General features: G+C 74.2%; 22 protein-coding genes and 1 riboswitch. Of the genes, 15 read left to right on the top strand and 7 right to left on the bottom strand.

From position 1 onward, the window contains the following. Nucleotides 1-21: 21 nt before the first annotated feature. Entirely contained in the window at nucleotides 22-321 is a 300-nt protein-coding gene (locus tag ABT345_RS27115; RefSeq protein ID WP_345087223.1) for a WXG100 family type VII secretion target, read from the bottom strand. 307 nt (nucleotides 322-628) lie between these two features. Between ABT345_RS27115 and ABT345_RS27110 the strand changes: the two genes are divergently transcribed. The 4 genes from ABT345_RS27110 (at nucleotide 629) to ABT345_RS27095 (ending at nucleotide 5,098) form a co-directional block, all read left to right on the top strand. Continuing rightward, entirely contained in the window at nucleotides 629-2,107 is a 1,479-nt protein-coding gene (locus ABT345_RS27110) for an RICIN domain-containing protein (protein ID WP_345087225.1), read from the top strand. 228 nt (nucleotides 2,108-2,335) lie between these two features. Further along, nucleotides 2,336-2,809, top strand: coding sequence for a carboxymuconolactone decarboxylase family protein (locus ABT345_RS27105; protein WP_345087228.1), 474 nt, complete (start codon nucleotides 2,336-2,338; stop codon nucleotides 2,807-2,809). Between the two features lie 41 nt (nucleotides 2,810-2,850). Further along, nucleotides 2,851-3,774: an RNA polymerase sigma-70 factor gene (locus ABT345_RS27100; RefSeq protein WP_345087230.1), complete on the top strand. Its 924-nt coding sequence runs from the start codon at nucleotides 2,851-2,853 to the stop codon at nucleotides 3,772-3,774. A 337-nt stretch (nucleotides 3,775-4,111) separates the two neighbouring features. Next, nucleotides 4,112-5,098: a phospholipase D-like domain-containing protein gene (locus tag ABT345_RS27095; protein WP_345087232.1), complete on the top strand. Its 987-nt coding sequence runs from the start codon at nucleotides 4,112-4,114 to the stop codon at nucleotides 5,096-5,098. 52 nt (nucleotides 5,099-5,150) lie between these two features. Here ABT345_RS27095 and ABT345_RS27090 read toward each other — a convergent pair whose 3' ends face one another. Continuing rightward, entirely contained in the window at nucleotides 5,151-5,579 is a 429-nt protein-coding gene (locus ABT345_RS27090; protein WP_345087234.1) for a pyridoxamine 5'-phosphate oxidase family protein, read from the bottom strand. A gap of 93 nt (nucleotides 5,580-5,672) precedes the next feature. On the opposite strand from ABT345_RS27090, the gene ABT345_RS27085 reads away from it, so the two are divergent. Continuing rightward, a complete protein-coding gene (locus tag ABT345_RS27085; RefSeq protein WP_345087236.1) occupies nucleotides 5,673-6,629 on the top strand; it encodes an AraC family transcriptional regulator in 957 nt (318 codons plus the stop codon). 7 nt (nucleotides 6,630-6,636) lie between these two features. Here ABT345_RS27085 and ABT345_RS27080 read toward each other — a convergent pair whose 3' ends face one another. Both ABT345_RS27080 and ABT345_RS27075 read right to left on the bottom strand, forming a co-directional pair. Further along, nucleotides 6,637-7,350, bottom strand: coding sequence for a B3/B4 domain-containing protein (locus tag ABT345_RS27080; RefSeq protein WP_345087238.1), 714 nt, complete (start codon nucleotides 7,348-7,350; stop codon nucleotides 6,637-6,639). Nucleotides 7,351-7,437: 87 nt separating this feature from the next. After that, complete coding sequence (locus tag ABT345_RS27075) at nucleotides 7,438-8,274, bottom strand: EamA family transporter (protein WP_345087241.1); 837 nt, start codon at nucleotides 8,272-8,274, stop codon at nucleotides 7,438-7,440. Nucleotides 8,275-8,426: 152 nt separating this feature from the next. Between ABT345_RS27075 and ABT345_RS27070 the strand changes: the two genes are divergently transcribed. Further along, nucleotides 8,427-9,011 (top strand): helix-turn-helix domain-containing protein, encoded by a 585-nt coding sequence (locus ABT345_RS27070; protein ID WP_345087244.1) that lies wholly within the window; start codon nucleotides 8,427-8,429, stop codon nucleotides 9,009-9,011. Between the two features lie 52 nt (nucleotides 9,012-9,063). On the opposite strand, the gene ABT345_RS27065 is transcribed toward ABT345_RS27070, so the two are convergent. Continuing rightward, nucleotides 9,064-10,404, bottom strand: coding sequence for an MFS transporter (locus ABT345_RS27065; protein ID WP_345087246.1), 1,341 nt, complete (start codon nucleotides 10,402-10,404; stop codon nucleotides 9,064-9,066). 283 nt (nucleotides 10,405-10,687) lie between these two features. Between ABT345_RS27065 and ABT345_RS27060 the strand changes: the two genes are divergently transcribed. From ABT345_RS27060 to ABT345_RS27035, 6 genes are all read left to right on the top strand, one after another. After that, nucleotides 10,688-12,229, top strand: coding sequence for a protein kinase domain-containing protein (locus ABT345_RS27060; RefSeq protein ID WP_345087248.1), 1,542 nt, complete (start codon nucleotides 10,688-10,690; stop codon nucleotides 12,227-12,229). Between the two features lie 139 nt (nucleotides 12,230-12,368). Continuing rightward, on the top strand, nucleotides 12,369-13,877 hold the full coding sequence (locus ABT345_RS27055; protein ID WP_345087250.1) for a transferase: 1,509 nt from the start codon (nucleotides 12,369-12,371) through the stop codon (nucleotides 13,875-13,877). A 125-nt stretch (nucleotides 13,878-14,002) separates the two neighbouring features. Continuing rightward, the gene (locus tag ABT345_RS27050; protein ID WP_345087252.1) at nucleotides 14,003-14,701 is read left to right on the top strand and encodes a DUF4328 domain-containing protein; all 699 of its coding nucleotides are present in this window, start codon (nucleotides 14,003-14,005) and stop codon (nucleotides 14,699-14,701) included. Between the two features lie 474 nt (nucleotides 14,702-15,175). Beyond that, complete coding sequence (locus ABT345_RS27045) at nucleotides 15,176-15,550, top strand: hypothetical protein (protein ID WP_345087254.1); 375 nt, start codon at nucleotides 15,176-15,178, stop codon at nucleotides 15,548-15,550. 123 nt (nucleotides 15,551-15,673) lie between these two features. Further along, on the top strand, nucleotides 15,674-16,417 hold the full coding sequence (locus ABT345_RS27040) for an SAM-dependent methyltransferase (protein ID WP_345087256.1): 744 nt from the start codon (nucleotides 15,674-15,676) through the stop codon (nucleotides 16,415-16,417). 192 nt (nucleotides 16,418-16,609) lie between these two features. Further along, nucleotides 16,610-17,224, top strand: a complete 615-nt coding sequence (locus ABT345_RS27035) for an FMN reductase (protein ID WP_345087258.1) — start codon at nucleotides 16,610-16,612, stop codon at nucleotides 17,222-17,224. Between the two features lie 80 nt (nucleotides 17,225-17,304). On the opposite strand, the gene ABT345_RS27030 is transcribed toward ABT345_RS27035, so the two are convergent. Beyond that, nucleotides 17,305-18,408: an LLM class flavin-dependent oxidoreductase gene (locus tag ABT345_RS27030; protein ID WP_345087260.1), complete on the bottom strand. Its 1,104-nt coding sequence runs from the start codon at nucleotides 18,406-18,408 to the stop codon at nucleotides 17,305-17,307. 293 nt (nucleotides 18,409-18,701) lie between these two features. On the opposite strand from ABT345_RS27030, the gene ABT345_RS27025 reads away from it, so the two are divergent. Next, nucleotides 18,702-19,070 carry a VOC family protein gene (locus ABT345_RS27025; RefSeq protein ID WP_345087262.1) on the top strand — a complete coding sequence of 123 codons (369 nt, stop codon included), beginning with the start codon at nucleotides 18,702-18,704 and terminating at the stop codon, nucleotides 19,068-19,070. A gap of 234 nt (nucleotides 19,071-19,304) precedes the next feature. Beyond that, a riboswitch (cobalamin riboswitch) is annotated at nucleotides 19,305-19,517 on the top strand. Nucleotides 19,518-19,684: 167 nt separating this feature from the next. Continuing rightward, a complete protein-coding gene (gene metE / locus ABT345_RS27020) occupies nucleotides 19,685-22,003 on the top strand; it encodes a 5-methyltetrahydropteroyltriglutamate--homocysteine S-methyltransferase (RefSeq protein ID WP_345087264.1) in 2,319 nt (772 codons plus the stop codon). A 127-nt stretch (nucleotides 22,004-22,130) separates the two neighbouring features. Here the strand turns inward: metE and ABT345_RS27015 are convergent, their stop codons facing one another. Beyond that, a complete protein-coding gene (locus ABT345_RS27015; protein ID WP_345087266.1) occupies nucleotides 22,131-22,457 on the bottom strand; it encodes a nucleoside triphosphate pyrophosphohydrolase in 327 nt (108 codons plus the stop codon). A 402-nt stretch (nucleotides 22,458-22,859) separates the two neighbouring features. Between ABT345_RS27015 and thiI the strand changes: the two genes are divergently transcribed. After that, nucleotides 22,860-24,131, top strand: coding sequence for a tRNA uracil 4-sulfurtransferase ThiI (gene thiI, locus ABT345_RS27005; RefSeq protein WP_345087268.1), 1,272 nt, complete (start codon nucleotides 22,860-22,862; stop codon nucleotides 24,129-24,131). Nucleotides 24,132-24,466 lie beyond the last annotated feature (335 nt).

The following is a 24,466-nucleotide window of genomic DNA, read 5'->3' as shown; positions in this document are numbered from 1 at the left end:
CCGCCGCCGGCCGGTCCCGCGTTACTTCTGGTTCAGGGAGCTGGACATCTGGCTGTCCATCTCCTGCATCGAGCTGACCGCCTTGTCGAGCCACTGCGAGAGCTGGTCCAGCGTCTCCATGGCCTGGTTCGCGGAGGTGACGAACTCGGTGTGCACCTCGTCGAACTTCCCCGACGCCTGGTCGGTGACGAAGCCGCTGGCGGTCAGGTTGTCGACGATGCTCTTGCACTCGTTGAGCTTGGCGTCGATGTCGGCCTTGTTGTTGCGCATCCGGCTCGCGCTGTCCTGCATCTCGCCGTAGGTCACGTTCATGTTCGCCATGAGGGCCCCCTTCTGCTGTCGCCGCGGCCGTGGCCCGGCCCGTCGGCGCTCGCCGGTGTGCGGACGCGGTCGATGCTAGGAACGGGGGTGGAGGGGGTCCACCGCTGCCGGGCCGCGGTGGGCCCTAGGTCCCAAGCACGCCCGCTGCCTCTCGACACCCTCCGTCCCCGCCGGTCACCGTTCCTTTCACGCCCGCGAAGCCGCGCGAAGCCGTTCGTCGTCCGGCAGGACCAGGGGGTGTCTTCCCCGCGCTCGCGGGGCCGCGCGCACGAGGAGCGGAAAGACGCCCACAGCCGAGGAGTTGAAGGTGACAGAGCCCCGCCGTCCCGCCGACCGAGGCCGCCCCGCAGGCCGGCTCGCCCGCCTCTTCGGCAGGCGAGCGGCCGACCCGTTCGCCGGGGGCCTGCGCACCGATCACGGGATGTGGACGGTCGACCGGGCGATGCGCGTCATGGCCACCGCCTGTGCGCGGGAGAACCGGCCGGTCCCCGGGGCCCAGGCGGTCGTGGTGGGCGCCGACACGGTGCGCTTCCTGCTCCGCAGCCCCGACGAGCGGCCCCCGGCGGGCTGGACCGCCGATCCCGCCGCCCGGGCCTGGTCCGCGCAGCTGCGCGGCATCCAGACCGCGGAGGTCGAGGAGTCCGTACGGGAGCCGTACCCGCAGCTGGTCTCCCTCGGCAGTTACCGCGAGGGCTTCGCCCTGCTCAACCTCGGGGATTCGGGCGGGATCACCGCCCTGGAGGGCGACAGCCGGCTCGCCCGGGCGCTCGTCCAGGACTGGACGCGGGAGCTGACCACCAATCCGTGGTCGCGGGGTGTGCAGGTGGTCCGGGTCGGCTTCAAGCCCGGCACCGCGGACCCGATCGGGACGACCGAGGTGCAGCATCTGGACGATGCCGCCGCCGCGCTGTCCCAGCCGGCCGGCGGGGTGCTGATCCTGGCGAGCATGCCTGGCGGGCGGGACCGGGAGCGCGTCCACTACCTGGCGGACCATCCGCGGACGCCGTGGGCGGTGGTGGTCCTGGGCCGGGGCGACCGCCCGCGCTGGCGGTTCACCATCGACTCCCGGGGGCTGATCGACACCCGGCTGCTGGCCGAGCCGGTGCTGCGTCCGCCGAACCCGGCGCTGGACACCCCGCCGCTGGCGGACGACGTCAAGGACGTCACGGTCGCCCCGGGCCCCCGGCCGTCCGCCGCCCCGCCCGCTCCCCGGGAGCCGGACCGCGGGCCGTCGGACACCCGCCGCCGCGCCGTCATCATCGGCTCGGCGGTGACCGCCGTCTGCGCCGTCGCGGCCGGTCTGGTCTTCTTCCTCGGCAACCGGCCACCCGCCGACTCCTCGGCGGCCCCGTCCGCCTCCGCCGCCGGCTCGTCCGCACCCCCGGCCTCCTCCGGGGCACCCGGCGCGCCGGAGGAGAACCCGCTGGGCACGCCCCTGGCCAACTACGCCACGCACAACTGCCTCACCGGCGGCGCCGGGACCGACGGCACCCCGCTGGCGCTGGCGCCCTGCGACGGGCAGCCCAACCAGCTGTGGAAGATCGGCTCGGACGGCACCATCCGCACCAAGGGGCTGTGCATGGACGCCGCCGGGGGCGCCACCGAGGCCGGCACGACCGTCCAGATCGCGAACTGCAGCGGGAACCCGGCCCAGCAGTTCACCCTGCGCAACCACAACCTCTACGCGGCCCAGGCCGACAAGTGCGCCAAGCAGATCGACAACGGGCGGGCCATCCAGCTGCACCCGTGCCTGGACGGCCCCGCCGAACGCTTCCGGAAGAAGTGAACACGGTGTTCCCCCGATCCGATCCGCCACGGGCAAGGAGGACGCGTCGAACCGCGCCCGGCGCAAGGTGCCGGGCGCCGTGGCCGCGCTCGGCGGCAGCCGGGCCGGACCGCGCCGTCCCTTCGGACTGATCCTCCGCGAGACGCAGGTCACACCCGCACATGTCACAGGCGCCCCGGCCGTCTCGTCCCAGGTGTGTACGCACCGACGAGCACGGAGGAACACGCCATGGACGCACGACTGACCTTCACCACCGGCCCGGACGCCCCCAAGTCGTTCAAGTACCTGATGGCCGCGGGGCAGGCGCTCCGGGAGTCGCCGCTGCCGGCCGTGACGCAGGAGCTGGTGGCCCTGCGGGTGAGCCAGATCAACGGCTGTGCGGGCTGCATCGACATGCACACCAAGGAGGCCACCGCCGCCGGGGAGAGCGCGGTGCGGCTGCATCTGGTGGCGGCGTGGCGGGAGGCCACGGTCTTCACCGAGGCGGAGCGCGCCGCCCTGGAGTTCGCGGAGGAGGGCACCCGGGTCGCCGACGCGGGCCAGGGGGTGAGCGACGAGGTCTGGGCGCGGGCCGCCGCCCACCACGACGAGGAACAGCTCACCGCCCTGGTGCTCCTGGTCTCCTTCATGAACATGGTGAACCGGCTGAACGTCCTCACCCGGCAGCCGGCGGGAGACTACGTCCCCGGCCAGTTCCACTGAACGGCGCCGGACCGCAGGGGAATCGAGGGGAAGGGATCACCGTGAGCAAGGTCGAGGAGTTCGAGGAGCTGCGGCCGCTGCTGTTCTCGCTCGCGTACCGGATTCTGGGCAGCGTCGGGGAGGCGGAGGACGCGGTGCAGGAGACGTGGCTGCGCTTCGACGGTGCGACGACGCGGCCCGTGTCGGTCAAGGCGTATCTGTCGGCGGCGGTGACGCGCATCGCCATCGACGTGCTGCGGTCGGCGCGGGTGCGGCGGGAGGAGTACGTGGGCCCGTGGTTCCCCGAGCCGCTGCTCAGCGATCCGTACCAGGATCCGGAGCGCTCGGCGGAGCTGGCCGATTCGCTGTCGATGGCGGCGCTCCTCCTGCTGGAGCGGCTCAGCCCGTTGGAGCGGGCGGTGTTCGTGATGCGGGAGGTGTTCGGCTTCGGGTTCGACGAGGTCGCCGCGGCGGTGGACCGGTCACCGGCGGCCTGCCGTCAGCTGCTGGTGCGGGCGCGGCGGCACATGGCGGCGGGGCGGCCGCGGTTCGCCGCGGTCCGGGCGGAGCAGGAGGAGTTGGCGTCGCGGTTCTTCGCGGCGCTCCACGAGGGTGACGTGGACGGGCTGCAGCAACTGCTCGCCGCCGATGTCACGATGGTCGGCGACGGCGGCGGCAAGGCCCCGCAGTTCGCCCGGGCGGTCGTCGGCGCCGAGAAGGTGGCCCGGCTGCTCGGTTCGGTCTTCCCCTGGATGACGCAGGTCGGCGTGGTGCTCACCCCGCAGGAGATCAACGGCCACCCGGGTGCGGTCTTCCGCACCGCGGACGGCAAGGTGCTCCACACCCTGGTCCTCGACATCCTCGACGGGCAGATCCAGACCGTCCGCGGAGTGCTCAACCCCGACAAGCTCGGCCACCTCGGGCCGGTCGCCGACGCCTGGAGCGTCGACCGCGAGATCCGGCGGGCCCGCCGGCAGCTGAGCTGACGGCGCGTCCGGCCGCCCGCACACCGCCCGGGCGGCCGGCGCCCCCGCCCCTCGCGCCACATGCGCCACCCGTACGGAATGCCGCCGGGCCGGAAAAGCGAAATCCCGGAAAGCCGGAACCCCGCGGCATTCGAACGGAAATACGTCACCGCACCGCGGCATTCGACCGTCAACGCGCCATATTTTAAGGACAATTGACTTCACATAAGTTCTTGGTCTGCTTTTGCCCAATCCTGCCTCGTTGTTCACCGAACCGGGCTTCAGCGCACCCGGATGCCGTGCCTTACTGGATCCGCTACGCGCATTGCGTGCCGCATCGGCCACGTGAGGAGTTCCGGTGAGTCCCATCCGTAGTCTCGTGACCACTCTCGCCGCGGGTGCCATGACCGCGGTCAGTTCCCTCGTTCCCGCCGCCCACGCCGCCGGCACCCATTCCTTGGTGATCCTGCCGGACCAGAAGGAATCCGCCCTCTACGCCTTCGTCAACTCGGCCCGGAAATCGGTCGACGTGACGATCTACGAGCTGCGCGACACCACTCTCGTCAACGATCTGGTGAAGAAGGAAAAGGCGGGCGTGAAGGTGCGGGTGGTCTTCGACGCCCAGCACGCGGATGTCGACGGCGCCGCGTACAAGGCGCTGTCCGCCGCCGGCGCCGGGGTGACGTACTCGTCCCCGGCGTACGTCTACACCCACCAGAAGACGATCACCGTCGACGGCGCCACCTCGTACATCAGCACCGGCAACTTCGACTCCAAGTACTACGCGACCTCCCGCGACTACGGCGTCTTCGACCGGGACGCGGCCGATGTGCGGGCCATCGAGAAGGTCTTCGCCGCCGACTACGCGAAGAAGCCGGTCACCCCGTCCGACGCCACCGATCTGGTCTGGTCGCCGACCGACTCGCAGCGTCGGCTGCTGGCGCTGATCAAAAGCGCCCGGCACAGCCTGGACGTCCAGCAGGAGGAATTCGGCGACACCACTCTCGTCAACGCGCTCGTCGCAGAAGCCCGGCGCGGTGTCGCCGTGCGGGTCGTCGCGGAGAACCGGTCCTCGAAGTACAGCAAGCAGCTGAAGAAGGTCACCGCGGCGGGCGGAAAGGTCACCACGTACACCAGCTCCACCGGCTACTACATTCACGCCAAGGCGATCGTCGTCGACCACGGCACCGCCGCCGCGAAGGTATTCGCCGGGTCGGAGAACTTCTCCGCCAATTCGCTGAACCACAACCGCGAACTCGGCATCATCGTGAGCGATTCCGCGATCGTCGGCGGCATCGAGAAGGCGTTCACCGCCGACTTCCGCAAGGGCTCGGGAAAGGCCTGAGGCCCCGTCCGGCCCGCCCGCTCCCCCGTGGTGGGCAGGCCGGACGCGGGGGTCACATCCGGTAGCGGCGGACGCTCTCCGGGCGGAGCACGACCCGCACCAGGTCCGGTGCCTCCCCCATGGCCGCGATGTCGGCGGCGCGGTCCGGGGCGTCGAGGTCCCAGTAGCGGGCGGCCAGACGGGCGGCGAGGTCGTGGGCGCCCTCGGTCTCGATCGTGGTGCGCCCGGCGACCGCGACCCAGCGCTCGCGCTCCGGCGCCGGGGCGACGACGAGGAGCGAGGCTCGGGGGTCCCGGCGCAGCCGCCGCACCTTGAGGGCGCCCGCCTCGGAGAACAGCTGGAGCGTGCCTTCGGCGGTGGCCTCGAACCACACCGGACGGGACTGCGGCGGAAGGGGCCCGGCGGCCGTGGTCAGGATCCCGTGCAGCGGGCGGCGGAGGAGTTCGAGGTCTTCGTCGGTCAGGGAACTGGCGTTGTTCATACGTCGATTGAAGCGGCCCGCCCCGGACGATCCCATGCGTCAGAAGCCGGATCACCTGCGTATGCGTCCAGGGGAACCCGTAGCCTCGACGGCGTGGACGTGTTCGATGATCTGATCCGCGGAGTACGGGGTCACGGCTCGCTGTTCGGCAGCGCGGTCCTCTCCCCGCCCTGGGCGCTGCACTTCGTGGACGGCGCCCCGCTGACCGTGTGCCTCCTGCTCGACGGGGCGGGGTGGATCGTGCCGGAGGACGGGCCGCCCGAGCCGCTGCGCGCCCGGGAGACGGCCGTGGTGCGCGGGCCGGGGACGTTCACCTTCGTCGACGAGGTCGGCACCCGGGCCGAGCCGGTCGCGTGCGGCGAGCGGTGCACGGCGCCCGGGCTGGGCGGGACCCGCCACCGGCGCGGCTGGCTCGGCCCGGGCGAGGCCGCCGGTGCGGGCCGGGCGACGCTGCTCGTCGGCGCCCATCCGCTGCACGGCGAGGTCAGCCGCCGGCTGCTGGACGCGCTGCCCGCCGTGCTGCGCCTGCCCGCCGAGGACGGGGACTTTGCCCTGCTGGACCACATCGCGGCCGAGCTCCGCATCGACGCGCCGGGCCAGCAGGTGGTGCTGGACCGGCTGTTGGACTGGATGCTGGTGTGCACGCTGCGCGCCTGGTTCGACCGGTCCGGCGGTGAGCCCTCGGCCTGGTGGTCGACGCAGCGGGACCCGGTGGTCGGTGCGGCGCTGCGCCTGCTGCACGCCGAACCGGCGGCGCCGTGGACGGTCGGGGCGCTGGCCGGGCGGACGGGCGTCTCGCGCGCCACGCTGGCCAAGCGGTTCACCGAGCTGGTCGGTGAACCGCCGCTGACCTATCTCACCCGGTGGCGGATGACGCTCGCGGCGGATCTGCTGGTCGAGCGGGAGTCGGCGACCCTCGCGGACATCGCCCGCAGTGTGGGGTACGCCGATCCGTTCGGCTTCAGCGCGGCGTTCAAACGCGTCCGGGGCACCAGCCCAACCGCGTACCGGCGCGCCGCCGCCGGCGCCCCGGCGCCCGCCGCGCGCTGAGGAACGGTCAGAGCCGGACGGCGGCCCGCGGCCGGGACGGGTCGAGGTGGTGCACGGCGGTCCGGTCGGCGTGCGGGGCGAGCAGCTCCGCCAGCTCCTCGGCGGCGGTCTCGACGAGGTGGCCGTCGTGCGTGCCGCGGACGGTTTCGAGGACGAAGACGACGTGCGCGGAGTCCTCGGTGACGCGGGTGCGGTGGGCGTCGCGGTGGTTCCAGTGGCGGGTCAGGACTCCGGTGGTGTCGGTGTAGACGATCTCGCCGGGGCCCGGGTGCTCGACCGTGCCGGGGGCGCCGAGCGGGGTGAAGCTCTCGGTGCCGTCCGCGTACCGGATGTCGATGTCGCCCGTGACCTGTGCCAGGTCGAAGGCGCCCGCGGGCAGGCCGTGCCGGACGGAGACGGCGTTGTACGTGTCGACCGCCGGGTTGATGCGCGGCAGGGCGCCCTTCTTGGCGAGGCGGCGGCCGAGCGCGTCGACGCTGGGGCGGATGCGGCGCGGGTTGGTGCCGAAGGAGCGGTAGGCGGTGTGCCACGCCTCGATCCGGGGATCGCTCTCGTCGGCGGGGAGCCAGCTGCCCTCGGCGCAGCGCCGCTCCAGCTCCGCCAGCGCGGCGTCGGTGGCGGGCCAGGGCGTACGGCCGCGCAGCCCGGCGGCGGTGACCAGGGCGAGGAACGTGTCGGGGAAGGCCTCCCCGACGGCGGGGGCGAGGCGGACGAGGGTCATGACGGGTCCTTCCGGGGTGTGCTGGATGATCAAGGTCGTGGCCGCGCCGGAGGCGGTGGAACGGGGGCCGGTGCGGTCGGGGGCGCGTCAGGCCAGCGCGAGGAGGCCGACGGCGACGGCTGCGGCGCCCAGGCCGACGAGCTGGCCGCGGTGAATGCGTTCGGCGAGCACGCCGCGGGCCAGCAGGACCGTGCCGGCCGGGTAGAGGGCGGTGAGCACGGCGACGACGGCGAGGTCGCCGCTGCGGGCAGCGAGGAGGAACAGCAGGTTGGCCAGCGAGTCGAGCGCGCCCGCGCCCGCCGACATCGCGTAGGCGGGCCGTTCCGTGCCGAGGCGGCGGCGCAGCAGGCCCGCCGCGGTCAGGGTGACGGCGGAGGAGACCGCGCGGCCGATGATCAGCGGGGCCACGCCGCTGTCGGACGGTGCCTGGTGCAGGAAGACCAGCTGGAGGGCGATGGCGCCGCCCGCGCCGAAGGCGAGCAGCAGCGCGGTCCGGGAGGGGCGGGCCGATCCGGCGCCGTGCCCGGCGCTGACCAGGACCACCGCGAGCAGCGCGAGCGGCAGTCCCAGTAGCGCGGCGGGGCCCAGGCGTTCGCCCTGGAGCAGGCCGACCGCGACCGGCAGGGCGGCGGAGACCAGGGCGGTCACCGGCGACAGCACGTTCATCGGGCCGATCGCCAGGGTCCGGTAGAGCAGCGCGAAGACCACGGCCGACGCGAGACCGGAGGCGGCGCCCCAGGCGAGGGCGCCGGGGCTGAACGAGGCGCCGAGCAGCGGCCACAGCAGCAGCTCGACGGTGAGGCTGGCCGGCGCCGCGATCATCACGGTGCGCAGCACATGGGCCTTGCGGGCGCCGAGACCGCCGAGGAAGTCGGCGCACCCGTAGGCGAGGGAGCTGCCCAGGGCCAGCAGCAGAGCGATCACGGCACTTCCCTTACTATTGCAGTGGAACGACCGAACCGTACAACCAAACGACCGCGGCATGTCAACCGGCCGACCGCGGGGTGCGGGCGGCGTTCCGCTCGTGACAGGCGGCGGGCGCCGGAGCCGGCGGCCGCCAGGAGAAGGGTGATCGGATGGCCGAGACGGCGGCTGCCCTGCGGACGCTGGCGCACAACGTCAGGGCGGCGCGCACCCGCGCCGGTCTGTCCCTGGACGAGCTGGGGCGGCGGGCGCAGGTGAGCAAGGGCGCCCTGGTGGGGCTGGAGAAGGCCCAGGGCAATCCGAACTTCGCCACCCTGGTCCGGCTGGCCGACACCCTCGGCGTCTCGGTCTCCGCCCTGCTGGAGGGGGAGTCCGAGGGCCGGGTCCGGGTGGTGTCCGCCGACGCCGTGGCACGGCTGTGGTCCGGCCCGCACGGCGGCGAGGCGCGGCTCCTGCTGACCACCTCCACCCCGGCGCCGGTCGAGGTCTGGCGCTGGCAGCTGGAGCCGGGCGAGGAGTACCCGAGCCATCCGCACCAGGCCGGGGTCGTCGAGACGGTCAGCGTCACCGCGGGCCGGATGGTGCTGGTCGTCGACGGCGCCGAGCACGCCGTCGCCGCGGGCGAGACCGCCACCTTCGACGCCGACACCCCGCACGCCTACCGCGGCGCCGGCACCGGAACCTGCCACCTGATCATGACCGTTCACCTGCCGGCCGGGGGTGGCGGAACGGGCTGAGCCGGGGAACGGGACACCGGGCGGGGCCGGACCGCACGGCACCGAGGCCGTGTCACCGGGCCCGCGTCAGGTTCACCACGGTGACCAGCGCGCCCACTCCCAGCACCGCACCGGCCACCAGATGCAGGCCGCCGGCGTGGGCCTGGCTCCCGAGCGCCGGACCCAGCAGCGCGGTCGACAGGATGGAGCCGATGTAGCGGAAGCCCTGGAAGAACCCGCTGACCGCACCGGTCTGTTCCGTCGGCGTGTGCGCGTACAGCACGGCCTGCAGGCCCAGGGTGTGGGGATTGTTGACCATGCCGACCAGCACGCAGACCACGGTGATCAACGCCAACGGGGTCGTGTGGTCCACGGTCAGCATGAGGCCGCCACCGGCGACGAGCACGGCCGAGGCCGCCAGCAGCGCGGGGCCGGCTCCCCGGCGCTGGATCCACCGTGCCGCCGGCGGGGTCACCGCCGCGCTGCACACCGCCACCGGCACCAGCACCAGCCCGGCCGTGGTGGGATCGGTGCCGCGGTCGGCCTGCAACCATGTCGGCACCGCGTACAGCATTCCGTAGTAGGCGATGTTGGCCAGCGCGTACTGCGCGAACACCCCGAGCAGCACCGGTCGGCGAGCGATCAGCGTCACGTCCAGGAACGGCTTCGGGGCCCGCCGCTCCCACAGCAGGAAAGCCACGGTGAAGGGCACCGCCGCCGCGATCGCCACCCACGACGCCGGGGAGCCGGGATCCAGCAGGAACACCAGCAACGCCACCAGGGCCGCGGTGTGGAGCCCGGCGCCGAGCAGGTCCATGCGGGGTGCGTCCGTGGCACGTGGCGGGTCGGCGGGCAGCAACCTGCCGGCCAGCAGCACGGCAATCAGCGCCACCGGCACGTTGGCCACGAACACCGCCTGCCAGCCCGCCCATGACACGAGCAGCCCCCCGGCGAGCGGCCCGACCGCGGCCGACAGCGTGTTGACGGTCGTGATCACCCCCATCGCCTTCCCGGACGACCGGGGCAGCTGCCGCCGGATGGTCGCCATGGCGGCGGGGAACGCCACCGAGGTCCCCAGGGCCTGCACGACCCGCAGCCCCACCAGCCACCCCGACGCCGGCGCGAACGGGGCGCACGCACAACTGACCGCCACGACGAGCAGACCCGCGCGGAACACCCGGCGCGGCCCGAAGCGGTCGGCGAGCTCCCCCATCAACGCCTGCCCGACCGCACCCGCCACGAAGAAGCCGCTCGCCAGCAGGGACACCGCTGCGACGGACACCCCGAAATGGGCCTGGATCCGGTTCAGTGCCACCGCGACCATCGTGGCGTCCAGCGGGTTGAGGACCGTGCCGGTCGCAAGGGTCGCCACCACGGGACCGCCGCGGATCACCGGGACCGTCTGCTTGGCCACCGAGCCCTCCCCATGACTCAGACATGTGGAAGAGCGTGTCGCACGCCATGTGCCGTCGATGAATCATGCGCCTTCCCGCGAGAGCGATCCGGCCACCGTGAGAGCGGTCCGGCGCAGCGGCTGATTCCTGACGACGCACCCTGCGGAGCGCCGAGGGCACGGGAACGCGTCGCCGTCGCCCCCGGCATCCCGCGCGGTCGGTATCGTCATCGTTCTTACGACAAGTTCTTACGACGTCGGCGACGACAGGCACGTGCGGCGTCGGCTACGAGGGGCGAGGGCTGTGACGCAGGAGGGCGCGCCGGGGCGGCTGGTCGGGGGGCGGTACCGCCTGGTGGCCGAGGCCGGGGCCGGCGGCATGGGGCGGGTCTGGGAGGGCCACGACGAGCTGCTGGGCCGCCCGGTGGCCGTCAAGGAGGTCCGGCTGCCGGCTTCCTCCGCCGCGGAGCGGCAGGAGGTGCTGGCCCGCGCGCAGCGCGAGGGCCGCAACGCCGCCGCCCTCGCCGACCACCCCAACGTCGTCACCGTCTACGACGTGGTGATCGAGGACGGCGTGCCGTGGACGGTGATGCAGCTGGTCCAGGGCCGTTCGCTGCGGGAGGAGTTGGCGCACGGGCCGCTGGATCCCGGCCATGTGACGCATGTCGCCGCGGCGCTGCTGTCGGCCCTGCGCGCGGCGGACGACGCGGCCGTCGTGCACCGCGACATCAAGCCGGGCAATGTGCTGCTGGCCGACGACGGGCGGGTCCTGCTCGCGGACTTCGGCATCGCGCGGGTGCTCGGGGACGAGACGATCACGGCGCCCGGTGCCTTCGTCGGCTCGTTCGAGTACACCTCGCCGGAGCGCGCGGACGGCCGGGCGGGCGGGGTGGCCTCGGATCTGTTCTCCCTCGGGGTGACCTTGTTCCACGCGGTGGAGGGCGTGGCGCCGTTCCGCCGCGAGTCCCGGAGCGACACCCTGTCCGCCGTCCTGCTCGCCCCGCTCCCCGAGATGACCCGGGCCACCGGCGGACTGCGGGAGCTGATCACCGCCCTGACGGCGAAGGACCCGGCCCAACGCCCCGGTGTGGAGCAGGCGATGGCGCTGCTCAGCGGCCGGCGGCCGGCGGGGCGCGGGGCGGGCGCGGCCAACGCGCCGGGGACCGCCGCCGTGGCCGGTGCGACGGGGACGGTGCGCGAGGTGCGGCCCCGGCCCGACGGCACGGTCGCCGTCACGGCCACGGCACCGGCGCCCGCCACCGCCGTCCGCCCGCCGGAGGCGCCGCACTTCCCCGACGGCGCGGCCGGGCGGCAGACGAACCGGCTGCCCGTCGTCCTCGCCGGGGTCTCCTCCCTCACCGTCGTCCTGACCGTCGGCGCGTTCCTGCTCACCCACCCCGGAGGGAGCGAGGACGACGCCGCGCCCGAACCGCCGCCCGCCGTCTCCGCGTCCGCGCTCGCCCCGGCCGGCTCGCCCGGGCCGGTCGCCGGGCCCGGCGACACCTGCCTGGGCGTCCACGGCGGGGACGACGCCGCACCCGTGGACCTGTGGCGGTGCCGCTCCTCGGCCGCCGGCCAGCGGTGGGTCCACCGCTCCGGCGGTGCGCTGGAGACGCTGCGGCGCTGCCTGGGCCCGGTGGGCGGCAGCACCGCCCAGAACGCCGCCGTCGAGCTGCAGGACTGCACCGGCGCCGACGGGCAGAAGTGGGAGCAGCAAGGCGACGGCTCCCTGCTCAACCCGGCCTCGTCCCGCTGCCTGGAGCCCGCCGGTCCGCTCCGCGACGGCGTCCCGCTCCGCATCCACGACTGCAGCGGCGCCGCCACCCAGAAGTTCACCCTGCCCTGACGTCCGCTCCTCCCACCGCGGTTCCGAGCCCTCGGGTCCCACCGCGGTTCCGAGCCCTCGGGCGGGGGAAGGTACGTACGCCGCACGCGTCGGCCACCGGGCCGGAGGCGGCGCGGCGGGCCGAAGGGGGCGTACCGAGGTGTCTTCGCGGTTGCGGATAGGGGCCCGGCTGTTCATGGCGGGCGCGGTCGTCGCCGGTTACGTCGCGCTGCACCTGGCGCTCGGCGCGGCCGCGGACCTGCGGGAGCGGGATCGCTTCCGGGACGCCCCGGCGCGGGCCGCCGCGTTCACCGCCGCACTGGACCGTGCCGGCGGGGCCGCGCCGCCCGCCGGGATCCGGACCGGCGCCGCCTGGTTCCGGGACCACGCCCCGGCAGCCGGGCGGAGCCGGTCCCTGGTGGCGGCCGCGGCCGGCGCCGCCGGGGCGGGCCGGGTCGACGAGGCGCGGGCACGGGTCGCCGGGCTGGCGGCGGAGGTCCGGCGGGAGCGGGCGGGGCTCGCCCGGGAGGCCGCCGCGTCGGCCACCGCCACGCTGTGCTGGGCGGCGCCCGCCGCGGTGCTGTCCGTACCGGCGCTGTGGCTGCGGCGCCGGCGGCGGGCGGCCGCGGCGGAGGTCGTCGAGGTGGTCAGCCGGTTCGTACCGCGTCAGCCGTGGTGGCGGCGGCCGGTGTACCTGGTGGCCTGCGGCGCCGGGTACACGCTGTTCGCGGTGGGCGCGCTGGCCGTGCAGACGGCGCAGCAGCAGGGCTGGAAAATGCCGCTGGAGACAGAGGTGTTGCTGCTCTGCGCGGGGCTGGCCGCGCTGGGCTCGGGGGTGCTGATCCTGCGTCATGCGCGGCCGCGCGCGGTGCGCGGCGCGGCGCAGGCGCTGCGTGCCGACGGCCGCCGTCCCGTGCTCTATCTGCGCAGCTTCGCCGATGACGCCGATGCGGCCGAGGTCGACGACGGGACGTTCGTCAATCTGCACTCACGGGAGGAGCAGCTCGCGGGGGTGCTGGGCGCCGTCGGCCCGGTCATCACGGTCGGCAGGCCCGGGGAGCCGCTGCCGCGCCTGGGCGCCGCGCGGTTCTACCTGCCGCTCGACGACTGGCGGCCCGCGATCCTGCGGCTGATGGAGCTGTCCCGGCTCATCGTGTTGCGACTGGGGACGGGCGACGGACTCTGGTGGGAGGTCGAACAGGCCCGGGCCACCCAACCCGCGGGAAAGCTGGTCCTGCTGGCATCCGGACACCACCCGGACACGGCCGCACGCCTCGATGCGCACCTGCCCGTCCCGTCCGGGCTGGACGCGGTGGTCCCGGACGACCCCTGGACCTCCGCCGTCGTCGTCTTCCGTCACGACTGGACGCCACAGGTGCACCCGGTGGGCCCGAACTCCGATCCCCGGCACCGGCGCGGCGGTCTCCTGCGCCGTGCGCTCCGCGCCTCCCGCGCCCTGCGGGGCACGGCGGTCGCGCTCACCCCCACCCACCACCTGGCCCGCACCCTGCAGACCGCCCTGGCGACCACCGGCGTCCGCGCCCGGCGGCTGACCTGGCGCGCCACGCTCGCCACCCAGGCATCGCTGGGACGGGGCGCCGCCCTGGCGACGGTCCTCGGCCTGCTGGCCTGGCTGGGCTACCGCACACTGCGCCTCCTCGGCGGCTGAGCGGACGCCGGGCGCCCACGGCCGTACGGCAGCGGGACCGGACCGGGTGCCCAACGGGCCCGCCCGCACTACGCTGCTCCGGCTCGGGCCGCGCCCGGCGGCCGCACGAGTCTTCGGGGGAGCACGTGGACGGTGTACAGCAGGACTGGACAGCGGGCGCGGCGGGCGCCGTCCCGATCGGACCTCGGCAGCGGTTCCGGGCGGTCTCCCGGCCGGCCCTGGCCGCCGCCCTTCTCATCCCGGCGGCGGCCGCGGGAAACGCCCTGCTCACGGTCTCCGACTGGCGCGACTACCTCGTCGTCCACGCCTACCGGGCCGGCCGGGCGACGGTCGCGGACCTGCGGGCCGCCGACACCTTCGGCCTGTGGGTGTCGCTCTCCCAGGTGGTGCTGTACTGCGCGGCCGGCGCGGTGTTCCTGGTCTGGTTGTGGCGGGCGCGGTGCAACGCCGAACGGTACGGCGCCCGCACGGCACAGCGCCGCGCCCGCGGCTGGGTGATCGGCGGCTGGTTCGCGCCGGTCGCCAACCTGTGGCTCCCCTACCAGGTCGTGACGGACGTCTGGCGGGCGAGTGCCCCGTACCGCCCGGCCCCGCGCGCCCCGATCGCCGTCTGGTGGGCACTGTTCGTCGCCGACACGCTGCTCAGCCGCTCCATGGGCCATTACTACCTGGCCAAGAAGATCACCGAGTCGAGCCTGCGCCACGCCGCGGCCCTCTCGACCGTCTGCGCGGCGCTCGACCTGGCCGCGGCCGTACTGATCGTCGTCATCCTCTGCCGGATCACCGGCTGGCAGAACCGGCGTTTCCCGCAGGGGACGGGGTGAGCGCGGCGTAGCGGCGCGCTGCCCGCCGCGCCGTCTCGTACCGTCGCCGGACGGGTCCGTACAGCAGAAGGGTGAGGGCGCCCGCGCCCGGGAGGCGGGGCGCCGGCGCGCTCCCCGGCGGGCCGGCGGGCGCGGCCCTACGCCGGGGTGCTTCCCGGGGGCTCGCAGCGGTCGGATTTCGGCGCCGTGCCCCGCCCCGCGCCGAGGCGGGAGGGCGGGCCTCCGCGCCCACGCCCCGGCGCCGCCCCCGGCCGTTGTCCTGCGGCTTCACCACGCTCCGCGAGACAACGGCGAGTGCGCGGCATTTAGCACACTTCATCGCGACATACCGCCGGTTTCTCTCCAAGTCGAAAGAGATGGTGGGGACTTGGCTGTTCATGCGACATTTCCGGTGCGTCGCCGAGGCACCCGCCGCGCCGCGAGTCGGCGGGGTCCGCGGAGCGACGCGCCACCAGACCTCAAGGGGGAACCACCATGCGGAAGATCACCAAGGCCGTCGCGCTGACGTTCGCGGCCGGCGCCCTCGTCACGGCGGGAGCGACCACCGCCGGCGCCGCCCAGGCCGCGGGCACGGTGCGCGGCTGCCCGTCCGGAGCCGTCTGCGTCTACCCGCAGAACGCCGGATGGAACAACGACCGCCCGTCGCTGACGTTCTACAGCTACGGCGCCCACAACCTCAAAGGGCAGGTCGGGAAGCACTACGTCTTCAACAACCAGACGGGCGGCGCCACGGCCCGTACCTGCACCGGGTACAACGGCACGGGCGACTGCCAGGGCTACCTCGGCGCCGGCTACTACATCGACAAGGACCTGACGCCGATCAACTCGATCCTCCTCGTCAAGCCGTAACGGCCGCCGCGGCGGCCGGACGTGCCCGGGCCGGGCTCCTTCGGGGGTCCGGCCCGGGCGTTTGCGGGTGGCCGCCGCCGAAATTCGCGTGCGCCCCTCCCCCGCGCTTGCCAAGCTGCCCCGATGAATCGCGAAGAGATCTCCCGCATCGCCCACACGGACCATCCGATCAAGTCGCCACTCGACGACGCCGCCGTGCACCGGCTGCTGGCCAAGGGCCTGCGGCGCGGGGACGAGCGGGTGCTCGACCTCGGGTGCGGGAGCGGGGAGTGGCTGCTGCGGGCCCTGGAGGCGCGGCCGCAGGCGTCGGCCACCGGAGTGGACCTCGCCGAGGGTTCGCTGGCGCAGGCGCGGCAGGGGGCGCGGGAGCGGGGCGTCGCGGAGCGGCTCACGCTCCACCACGGGCCGGCCGCGGAGTTCGCCTCCGCCGAGCCGTTCGACCTGGTGCTGAGCGTCGGGGCGGCGCATGCCTTCGGCGGGCTGCTGCCCACCCTGGCCGCGGCGCGCGAGCATCTCGCCCCCGGCGGCCGGGTGGTGATCGGTGACGGCTTCTGGGAGCGCACACCGTCCTCGGAGGCCGTCGAGATGCTCGGGGACTTCGCCGACCTCGCGACCACCTTGGACCGTGTCGTCGCCGACGGCTGGACGCCCGTGGACGGACACATCAGCTCCCGCCAGGAGCTGGACGCCTACGAATGGGCCTGCTGGGGCACGCTGGCCGCCTGGGCGCTGGACCACCCGGACGACCCCGACAGCGCCGAGGTGCTCGCCACCGCGCACCTGCGCCGCTCCGAGTGGCTGCGCGTCTACCGGGACACCTGGGGCTTCCTCACGCTGGTCCTGCAGCGGACCCCGGACGGCCGCTGACCGCGAAAGGCCCGGCCCGGTGGGCGTACGCGCCGCCGGGCCGGTGGCCGCGGACCTGCCGGGTGCGGCGGCGAACCGTAGCCTGAAGGGAAACGGCGCCGGACGGCGCGGAGCGCGTACCGTCCGTGCGCGGTCCGCGTGCTGCGTCGCGGGCACGGTGCGACGCCGCCCGAGACGGAGGATCGTGACGCGATGACGAATCTGGCGATCATCAGCGGGGGCCTGCGGGAGCCGTCCTCGACCCGGCTGCTCGCCGACCGGCTGGAAGCCGCGGTACGCACGGAGCTGGAGGACCGGGGGCAGGACGTCGAGTCGTCGTTCGTGGAGCTGCGGCCGCTGGGCCGGGCCATCACGGACGCGATGCTGTCCGGATTCCCCACCGGCCCGCTGGAGGAGGCGTTCGAGACGGTGGAGCGGGCCGACGGGGTGATCGCGGTGACGCCCGCCTTCAACGCCTCGTTCAGCGGACTCTTCAAGTCCTTCTTCGACGTGCTGCCGGAGGGGACGCTCGCCGACATGCCGGTGCTCATGGCCGCCACCGGCGGGACGGAACGGCACTCGCTGGTGCTGGAGCACGCGATGCGGCCGATGTTCTCCTATCTGCACGCCGTCGTCTCGCCCCGGGGCGTCTACGCCGCGACCAGCGATTTCGGCGCCCAGCAGGGAGCGGCGCTGCAGGACCGGGTCAAGGCCGCGGCGGCGGACTACGCCCGGCTGGTCCAGGGCTGCGGGGCGCGGGTGCGGCACGACGAGTTCGAGGACGTCGTCCCGATGGAGCAGATGCTGGGCGGCGGAGCGGCCTCCTGACCTCGCGGCCGCACGGACCACGGACCGGCCGCCCGCGTGCTGCGGGCGGCCGGTCCGTCTGCGTGGCCGGTCCGTCCGCGCTAGGTGGCCTCCGGATCGACGCCGGATCCCGCCTCCCGGGCGGCGACGGCCGGGTGGCGCGGTGCGGCGGCGGGGACGCCGGCCGGGCGGAGGGCCGCGAACTCCTTGCGGAGGACGGGGACGACCTCGCCGCCGAGCAGATCGAGCTGTTCCAGGACGGTCTTCAGCGGCAGTCCGGCGTGGTCCATCAGGAACAGCTGCCGCTGGTAGTCGCCGACGGCGTCGCGGAAGCCGAGGGTCCGCTCGATCACCTGCTGCGGTGAGCCGACGGTCAGCGGCGTCTGCTCGGTGAACTCCTCCAGGGACGGCCCGTGCCCGTAGACGGGTGCGTTGTCGAAGTACGGGCGGAACTCACGGACCGCGTCCTGGGAGTTGGGCCGGATGAACGCCTGACCGCCGAGGCCGACGATGGCCTGGTCGGGGGCGCCGTGGCCGTGATGGGTGAAGCGCTGCCGGTAGAGGCGGATCATGCGCCGGGTGTGGGACATGGGCCAGAAGATGTTGTTGTGGAAGAAGCCGTCGCCGTAGTACGCGGCCTGTTCGGCGATCTCCGGGGAGCGGATCGAGCCGTGCCAGACGAACGGGGGCACGCCGTCCAGCGGCCGCGGGGTGGCCGTGAAGCCCTGGAGCGGGCTGCGGAACTTGCCCTCCCAGTCGACCACGTCCTCCCGCCAGAGCCGGTGCAGCAGCGCGTAGTTCTCGATGGCGAGCGGGATGCCCTGGCGGATGTCCTGGCCGAACCACGGGTAGACCGGGCCGGTGTTGCCGCGGCCCAGCATCAGGTCGACGCGGCCGTCGGCGAGATGCTGCAGGTAGGCGAAGTCCTCGGCGATCTTCACGGGGTCGTTGGTGGTGATCAGCGTGGTGGAGGTGGACAGCTCGATCCGTTCGGTACGCGCCGCCAGGTACCCGAGGAGGGTGGTGGGCGACGACGGCACGAACGGCGGATTGTGGTGCTCGCCGGTGGCGAACACGTCCAGACCGACCTCCTCGGCCTTCGCCGCGATGGCGAGCGTGGCCTTGATCCGCTCGTGCTCGCTCGGCGTACGGCCGGTGGTGGGGTCGGCCGTCACATCGCCGACGGTGAAGATGCCGAACTCCATGGTGACCGCCTCGTTCGGTTGCGTGCTCGGGGCGCGGCCGGGCTGCCGCCCCGGTGCTGCGGAACGGCCGGCCACCCCGGTCTCCGGGACCGGAGCGGTACCGGCCCCGGCCCGGCCGCTGCCGGCCGCCGTGTCACCGGGCCCACGCCACAGCCAGGGTGCCACGCCACCCATCCGGCGGCATTCCGGAGCGGGGCGGACGGGGCGCACCGTGCGTTCCGGGCCCGGCGGCCGCGTCCCGCCCGCTGCCCCGTTTCCGCCCCGCGCGCCGTGCGGTGCGGCAGACTCGGACCATGCTGACTGTGGGTTCCGTGGTACTGGGGGTCTCGGACGTGCGGCGGGCCGCGGCGTTCTGGGGCGCGGCGCTGGGCTACGTCCCGCGCGAGGAGATCGAGGACGACTGGGCGGTCCTCGTACCGGCCGCCGGGCACGGGGTGCAGGTGGCGCTCGGCCGCAGCGGGACGCCGGTCCAGGAGCATCCGCGGATCCATCTGGACCTGTACGCCGGGGACGCCGCCGACCAGGCCGCCGAGGTCGAACGGCTGGTGTCCCTGGGTGCCCGGCGCGTCGACTGGGATCTCTACCCGGACGACGCCGATTTCCTGGTGCTCGCCGATCCGGACGGCAACATCTTCTGCGTCATCGACACCGGACGGCAGTGAGGGCGGCAGTGACCGGGCCGCCTGCCGGGGCCCGGCGAGCCGGCCGCCGCCGTGTTCCGCCGCCGTGTTCCGGCACCGGTCGCTGGATCGCCAGGATCCCTTCCTGCGGCCAAGGACTTGGGGAGACGCACGCCGCGCTTCCCGCCGCGCGTGCGTTTCATGCGCGCGAGGGGCGTGTTCCACTTCACCATCCCGATGACGGGCGCACCCCCACCGCGGTGCCGGTCGGCCCGTAGGGTGATCAGTGCAGCTGGTTCGCCCCGTCCGCCAGGCGGGGCGTCGCAAGAGGGAACCCGGTGGGAATCCGGGACTGCCCCGCAGCGGTGAGCGGGAACGACCGCCGTCATACGCACTGGGTCCACAGGGCCCGGGAAGCGACGGCCAGTAGGTGTCCTCCCCGAGGACGTGCCCGCGAGTCCGAAGACCTGCCAACTGCCCGGGTGCGCACCCCGCGTGCCCGGACATCCCGGTGACCTCGTGGGCGGGTCGGCGTACACACATCAGGCGGAGGACCGCGCCCGTGCCGCGCGGGGCCGCTCCGTCCGGTTCGTCACCCCTTCGCGCTCCGTCCCGTCGCCGGGATCTCAGGGATTCATCTCGCGAAGGAGATCTCCGTGACCACCGAGTCCGCAGCCGCGGCAGCACGGGCCACCGTGTACGGCTACCCCCGTCAAGGGCAGCACCGGGAACTGAAGAAGGCGATCGAGGGGTACTGGAAGGGCCACGTCACCGCCGATGCGCTGCACGCCACCGCCGCCGGTCTGCGCCGCACCAACTGGCGGCAGCTGGCCGACGCCGGCATCGGCGAGGTCCCGACCGGCGACTTCTCGTACTACGACCACGTCCTCGACACCACCGTCATGGTGGGCGCGATCCCCGAGCGGCACCGCACGGCCGTCGCCGACGACCTCCTCGGCGGGTACTTCGCCATGGCGCGCGGTACGCAGGACGTCGCGCCGCTGGAGATGACCAAGTGGTTCGACACCAACTACCACTATCTCGTGCCCGAGTTGGGGCCGGACACGGTGTTCGCCGCCGACTCCGGCAAGCAGGTGGGCGAGCTCACGGAGGCCCTGGCGCTGGGGCTGACGGCCCGTCCGGTGCTGGTCGGCCCGGTCACCTACCTGCTGCTGGCGAAGCCCGCGCCCGGGGTGGCCGCGGACTTCGATCCGCTGACACTGCTCGACCGGTTGCTGCCGGTCTACGCCGAGATACTGGCCGATCTGCGGGCCGCCGGAGCCGGGTGGGTGCAGCTGGACGAGCCCGCGCTGGTGACGGACCGTACGCCCGCCGAGCTGAACGCCGCGGCCCGCGCCTACCGTGACCTGGGCGCGCTCACCGACCGGCCGAAGCTGCTCGTCGCCTCCTACTTCGACCGGCTCGGCGAGGCGCTGCCGGTGCTGGCGAAGGCGCCGGTGGACGGGCTGGCGCTGGACTTCACCGGGTCCGCCGCCGCCAACCTGGGCGCGCTCGCCGCCGCCGGCGGACTGCCCGGCAAGCGGCTGGTGGCCGGGGTCGTCGACGGCCGCAACGTCTGGGTCAACGACCTGACCGCGTCGCTGACCACGCTCGGCACGCTGCTGGGGCTCGCCGACCGGGTCGACGTCGCGGCCTCCTGCTCCCTGCTGCACGTGCCCCTCGACGCCGCGGCCGAACGGGACATCGACCCGCAGATCCTGCGCTGGCTCGCCTTCGCCCGCCAGAAGGCCACCGAGGTCGTCACCCTCGCCAAGGGCCTGGCCCGCGGCACCGGCGCGATCGCCGCCGAACTCGCCGCCAACAAGGCCGATCTGGCGTCCCGGGCGAACTCCCCGCTCACCCACGACCCGGCGGTCCGCGCCCGCGCCGCCGCCGTCACCGACGCGGACGCCCGCCGCTCCCGGCCGTACGCCGAGCGGGCCGCGGCCCAGCGCGCCGCGCTGGGGCTGCCGCTGCTGCCGACGACGACCGTCGGCTCGTTCCCGCAGACCACCGAGTTGCGCACCGCGCGGGCGGATCTGCGGGCCGGGCGGATCGACGCCGACGGGTACGAGGAGCGGATCCGGGGCGAGATCCGCGAGGTGCTGGCCTTCCAGGAGAAGGCCGGTCTGGACGTCCTGGTGCACGGCGAGCCCGAGCGCAACGACATGGTCCAGTACTTCGCCGAGCAGCTGACCGGCTACCTCGCCACCCGGCGCGGCTGGGTCCAGTCGTACGGCACCCGCTACGTCCGGCCGCCGATCCTGGCCGGGGACATCTCCCGTCCGGAGCCGATGACGGTGCGCTGGACGACGTATGCGCAGTCCTGCACCGAGCGGCCCGTGAAGGGGATGCTGACCGGTCCGGTGACCATGCTGGCCTGGTCGTTCGTCCGCGACGACCAGCCGCTGGGCGACACCGCGCGCCAGGTCGCGCTGGCGCTGCGGGACGAGGTCGGGGACCTGGAGGCGGCCGGTACGCAGGTGATCCAGGTCGACGAACCGGCGCTGCGTGAGACCCTGCCGCTGCGCGCCGCCGACCACGCCGGGTACCTGGCCTGGGCCACGGAGGCGTTCCGCCTCGCCACCGGCGGCGTCCGCCCGGCCACCCAGATCCATACGCACATGTGCTACGCCGAGTTCGGCGACATCGTGCAGGCCATCGACGATCTGGACGCCGACGTCATCAGCCTGGAGGCGGCCCGCTCCCATATGCAGGTCGCCCGCGAACTGGCCGCCCACGGCTACCCGCGCGAGGCCGGCCCCGGCGTGTACGACATCCACTCGCCGCGCGTCCCGGGCACCGAGGAGGTCACGCGCCTGCTGCGCACCGGCCTCCGGGCCATCCCAGCCGAGCGCCTGTGGGTCAACCCGGACTGCGGTCTGAAGACCCGCGGCTGGGCCGAGACCCGGGCCTCCCTGGAGAACCTGGTGGCGGCGGCCCGCACCGTCCGCGACGAACTGCCCGCCTCCTGACCGCGGGTGTGCAACGGGGCCGGGATGCCTACAGGCGTCCCGGCCCCGGTGGGTCACGGCAGGTGGGGGGCCGGGGCGTGGGCGGCACCGTAACGGCGGGCCTGCGGGACGTCCCCCGGCGAGACCGTCAGCGATTTCCCGCCCACACCACGCGCTCGGCGAACCCGCCCCGTTCGCGCGCCTTGGCCTCGCGGACCTTCTCCAGTTGGGCGGGGCCGGCGCCGAGGTCGGCGGCGAGGGTGCGGACGACCTCCAGGACGTCCGCCAGCTCCTCCAGCGCCCCGGCCTCGTCCGCCGCGAGGAACTCGGCGACCTCCTCGCCGAGCTTGTCCCGCAGTCGCCTGCGGTACTCCTCCGGGCCCGCGGTCCGGACGATCGGCTCGGCCCCGTCCTCCCGGATGATCTGCGGGATCCGGTCGCGTACCAACTTGCCGGCTGTGCTGTAGCGGTTCACCTGCTGCACCCGTCGCCGCGGAGCGGTCGCCGAACCGCCGCTCCTCATGCCGCCGCAGCCCAGTGCCCCGGCCGGCCGCGTTCGCCGCAACGCGACACCCCGCGCCCGGCCCCGGGCGCTCCGTTCCGTTCGCGCGGCCCGGAGCCCCGTTGCCGCGGCGGGCACACCCGCCCGCGTATGTCCCAGGCATATGCCTTCCTTCGTTCGGATGGCGTCGTATGCGTGGGGATGACGCCGCTCGCCCCGGTGCGGCGGCGCGGGGACGGCGGGCGGTCCGGAGAGCCTGGCGGCGCGGTCGCCGGGTGCGGACGAGAATCACGACTTCTTCTCCGGCTCGTCCCGTGTCAGGGGCAAGGTGGAGGACACCGCCGATGACGACTGGGACTTCTGAAAGGTTCACACATGACCGGCAACTCCCGTGTCCCCGCTCCCCGGGACACCCCCGCCGCTCCGGCCGGCGGTTCCTGTGTGCTGCTCAAGCACGGCGAGGTCTTCCTCAAGGGGCGCAACCGTCGCCGGTTCATCGAGCGGCTGCACGACAACCTGCGGATCGCGCTGCGCGGGATCGGCGGCTCCACCTGGATCAAGGGGGCGCAGAACATCACCGTGGTGGGCGGTCAGGTGCCGCTGGAGGCGCTGGTGGAGCGGGCCCGGCGGGTCATCGGGTTCCACTGCGTCGAGCCCGCCGTGCGGACGCCGTCGACCCTGGAGGACGTGACCGCGGCGGCCGTGGCGGCGCTGCGGACGGTCGGCGCGCAGCGGCGGGTGCGGAGTTTCGCGGTCCGGGTGCGGCGGCGGGACAAGGAGTTTCCGCTGACGTCGTCGCAGATGGCGGTGCATCTGGGGGCGCGGATCCAGGAGGCGGTGGCGGGGCTGCCCGTCGATCTGACGACGCCCGATGTCACGCTCTCGGTGGAGATCGACCACCGGGAGACCTATCTGTCGTGGGAACGCCATCGGGGGCTGAGCGGGTTGCCGGTCGGCTCCAGTGGGCGGGCGCTGGTGCTGCTGTCCGGCGGGTACGACTCGCCGGTGGCCGCGCACCGGGCCATGCGACGCGGTCTGGCCTGCGATTTCGTGCACTTCAGCGGGGCGCCGTACACCAACGCGGCGTCCGTGTACAAGGCGTATGCGCTGGCCCGGGAGCTGAATCGCAGTCAGCCGGCGGGTGCGCTGCACGTGGTGGCGCTCGGCTCGGCGCAGAAGCAGCTGGCGGTGGCGGGTGCGGGCCGGCTCCAGGTGGTCGCGCAGCGGCGGCTGATGGTGCGTACCGCCTCGGCGCTGGCGGCGCGGACCGGGGCCGAGGCGCTGGTGACGGGCGACAGTCTGGGGCAGGTGGCGAGCCAGACGCTGGCGAACATGGTCGCGGTGGACGAGGCGGCGCGACTGCCGGTGCTGCGGCCGCTGATCGGCTGGGAGAAGCAGGAGATCATCGACGAGGCGCGGGCCATCGGGACCGCCGAGGTGTCGGTGCTGCCGGACGAGGACTGCTGTTCGCTGCTGGCCCCGCCGCAGGTCAGCACCCGTGCCGGGCTGCCGCAGCTGCGTTCGGTGGAACGGCGGCTGGAGATGGACGAGGTGATCGAGGCGCTGCTGGAGTCGGCGCAGGTGCTGCGGCCCGGGGAGGAGGGGACGGCACCGGCGGCGGGTGGCGGCTGTCCGGCGCCCGCCTGACGGCCGGTCACCCACGTCCCGCCCGCTCCTCGTGGCGGCGGGGAGCGGGCGGTCCCGGAGCCCAGGAGCTTCCGCCGGGCGGCCGGCGTCGCATCCGGCCGCTCGCCCCCGCGCGGGCCGGGACGCCGGTCTCGTCCGGCATGTGCCGCACCGCCTCGTCGGCGCCGCCGTGCAGCGGGCCGCCGGGAGGGTTAGCGTCGAAGCCGGGGGCGGTGACCTGTCTCCATCGGGGGGCGGTGACGTGATCTCTTCGGCCGTCCGGCCGTGGCAGGTGAACCGGCCGGGGCCGGACGGCCGGGCCGCTCCGGCGGCGGTGCGGCCACGAGCATGGGGAG

It is taken from the genome of Streptomyces sp. NPDC000404 (genome assembly GCF_040300365.1).
Taxonomy (GTDB): domain Bacteria; phylum Actinomycetota; class Actinomycetes; order Streptomycetales; family Streptomycetaceae; genus Streptomyces; species Streptomyces ramulosus.
Note: the sequence above shows the minus strand (reverse complement) of the source record. Positions and strands in the feature narration are given on the sequence as shown.

Excerpts from the sequence above, each read along its gene's own strand:
- ABT345_RS27025 (WP_345087262.1), top strand. The coding sequence starts at position 18,702 with ATGCTGACTGTGGGTTCCGTGGTACTGGGGGTCTCGGACGTGCGGCGG.
- ABT345_RS27105 (WP_345087228.1), top strand. The coding sequence starts at position 2,336 with ATGGACGCACGACTGACCTTCACCACCGGCCCGGACGCCCCCAAGTCG.
- ABT345_RS27115 (WP_345087223.1), bottom strand. The coding sequence starts at position 321 with ATGGCGAACATGAACGTGACCTACGGCGAGATGCAGGACAGCGCGAGC.
- ABT345_RS27030 (WP_345087260.1), bottom strand. The coding sequence starts at position 18,408 with ATGGAGTTCGGCATCTTCACCGTCGGCGATGTGACGGCCGACCCCACC.
- ABT345_RS27040 (WP_345087256.1), top strand. The coding sequence starts at position 15,674 with ATGAATCGCGAAGAGATCTCCCGCATCGCCCACACGGACCATCCGATC.
- ABT345_RS27090 (WP_345087234.1), bottom strand. The coding sequence starts at position 5,579 with ATGAACAACGCCAGTTCCCTGACCGACGAAGACCTCGAACTCCTCCGC.
- ABT345_RS27045 (WP_345087254.1), top strand. The coding sequence starts at position 15,176 with ATGCGGAAGATCACCAAGGCCGTCGCGCTGACGTTCGCGGCCGGCGCC.
- ABT345_RS27070 (WP_345087244.1), top strand. The coding sequence starts at position 8,427 with ATGGCCGAGACGGCGGCTGCCCTGCGGACGCTGGCGCACAACGTCAGG.
- thiI (WP_345087268.1), top strand. The coding sequence starts at position 22,860 with ATGACCGGCAACTCCCGTGTCCCCGCTCCCCGGGACACCCCCGCCGCT.
- ABT345_RS27080 (WP_345087238.1), bottom strand. The coding sequence starts at position 7,350 with ATGACCCTCGTCCGCCTCGCCCCCGCCGTCGGGGAGGCCTTCCCCGAC.
- ABT345_RS27035 (WP_345087258.1), top strand. The coding sequence starts at position 16,610 with ATGACGAATCTGGCGATCATCAGCGGGGGCCTGCGGGAGCCGTCCTCG.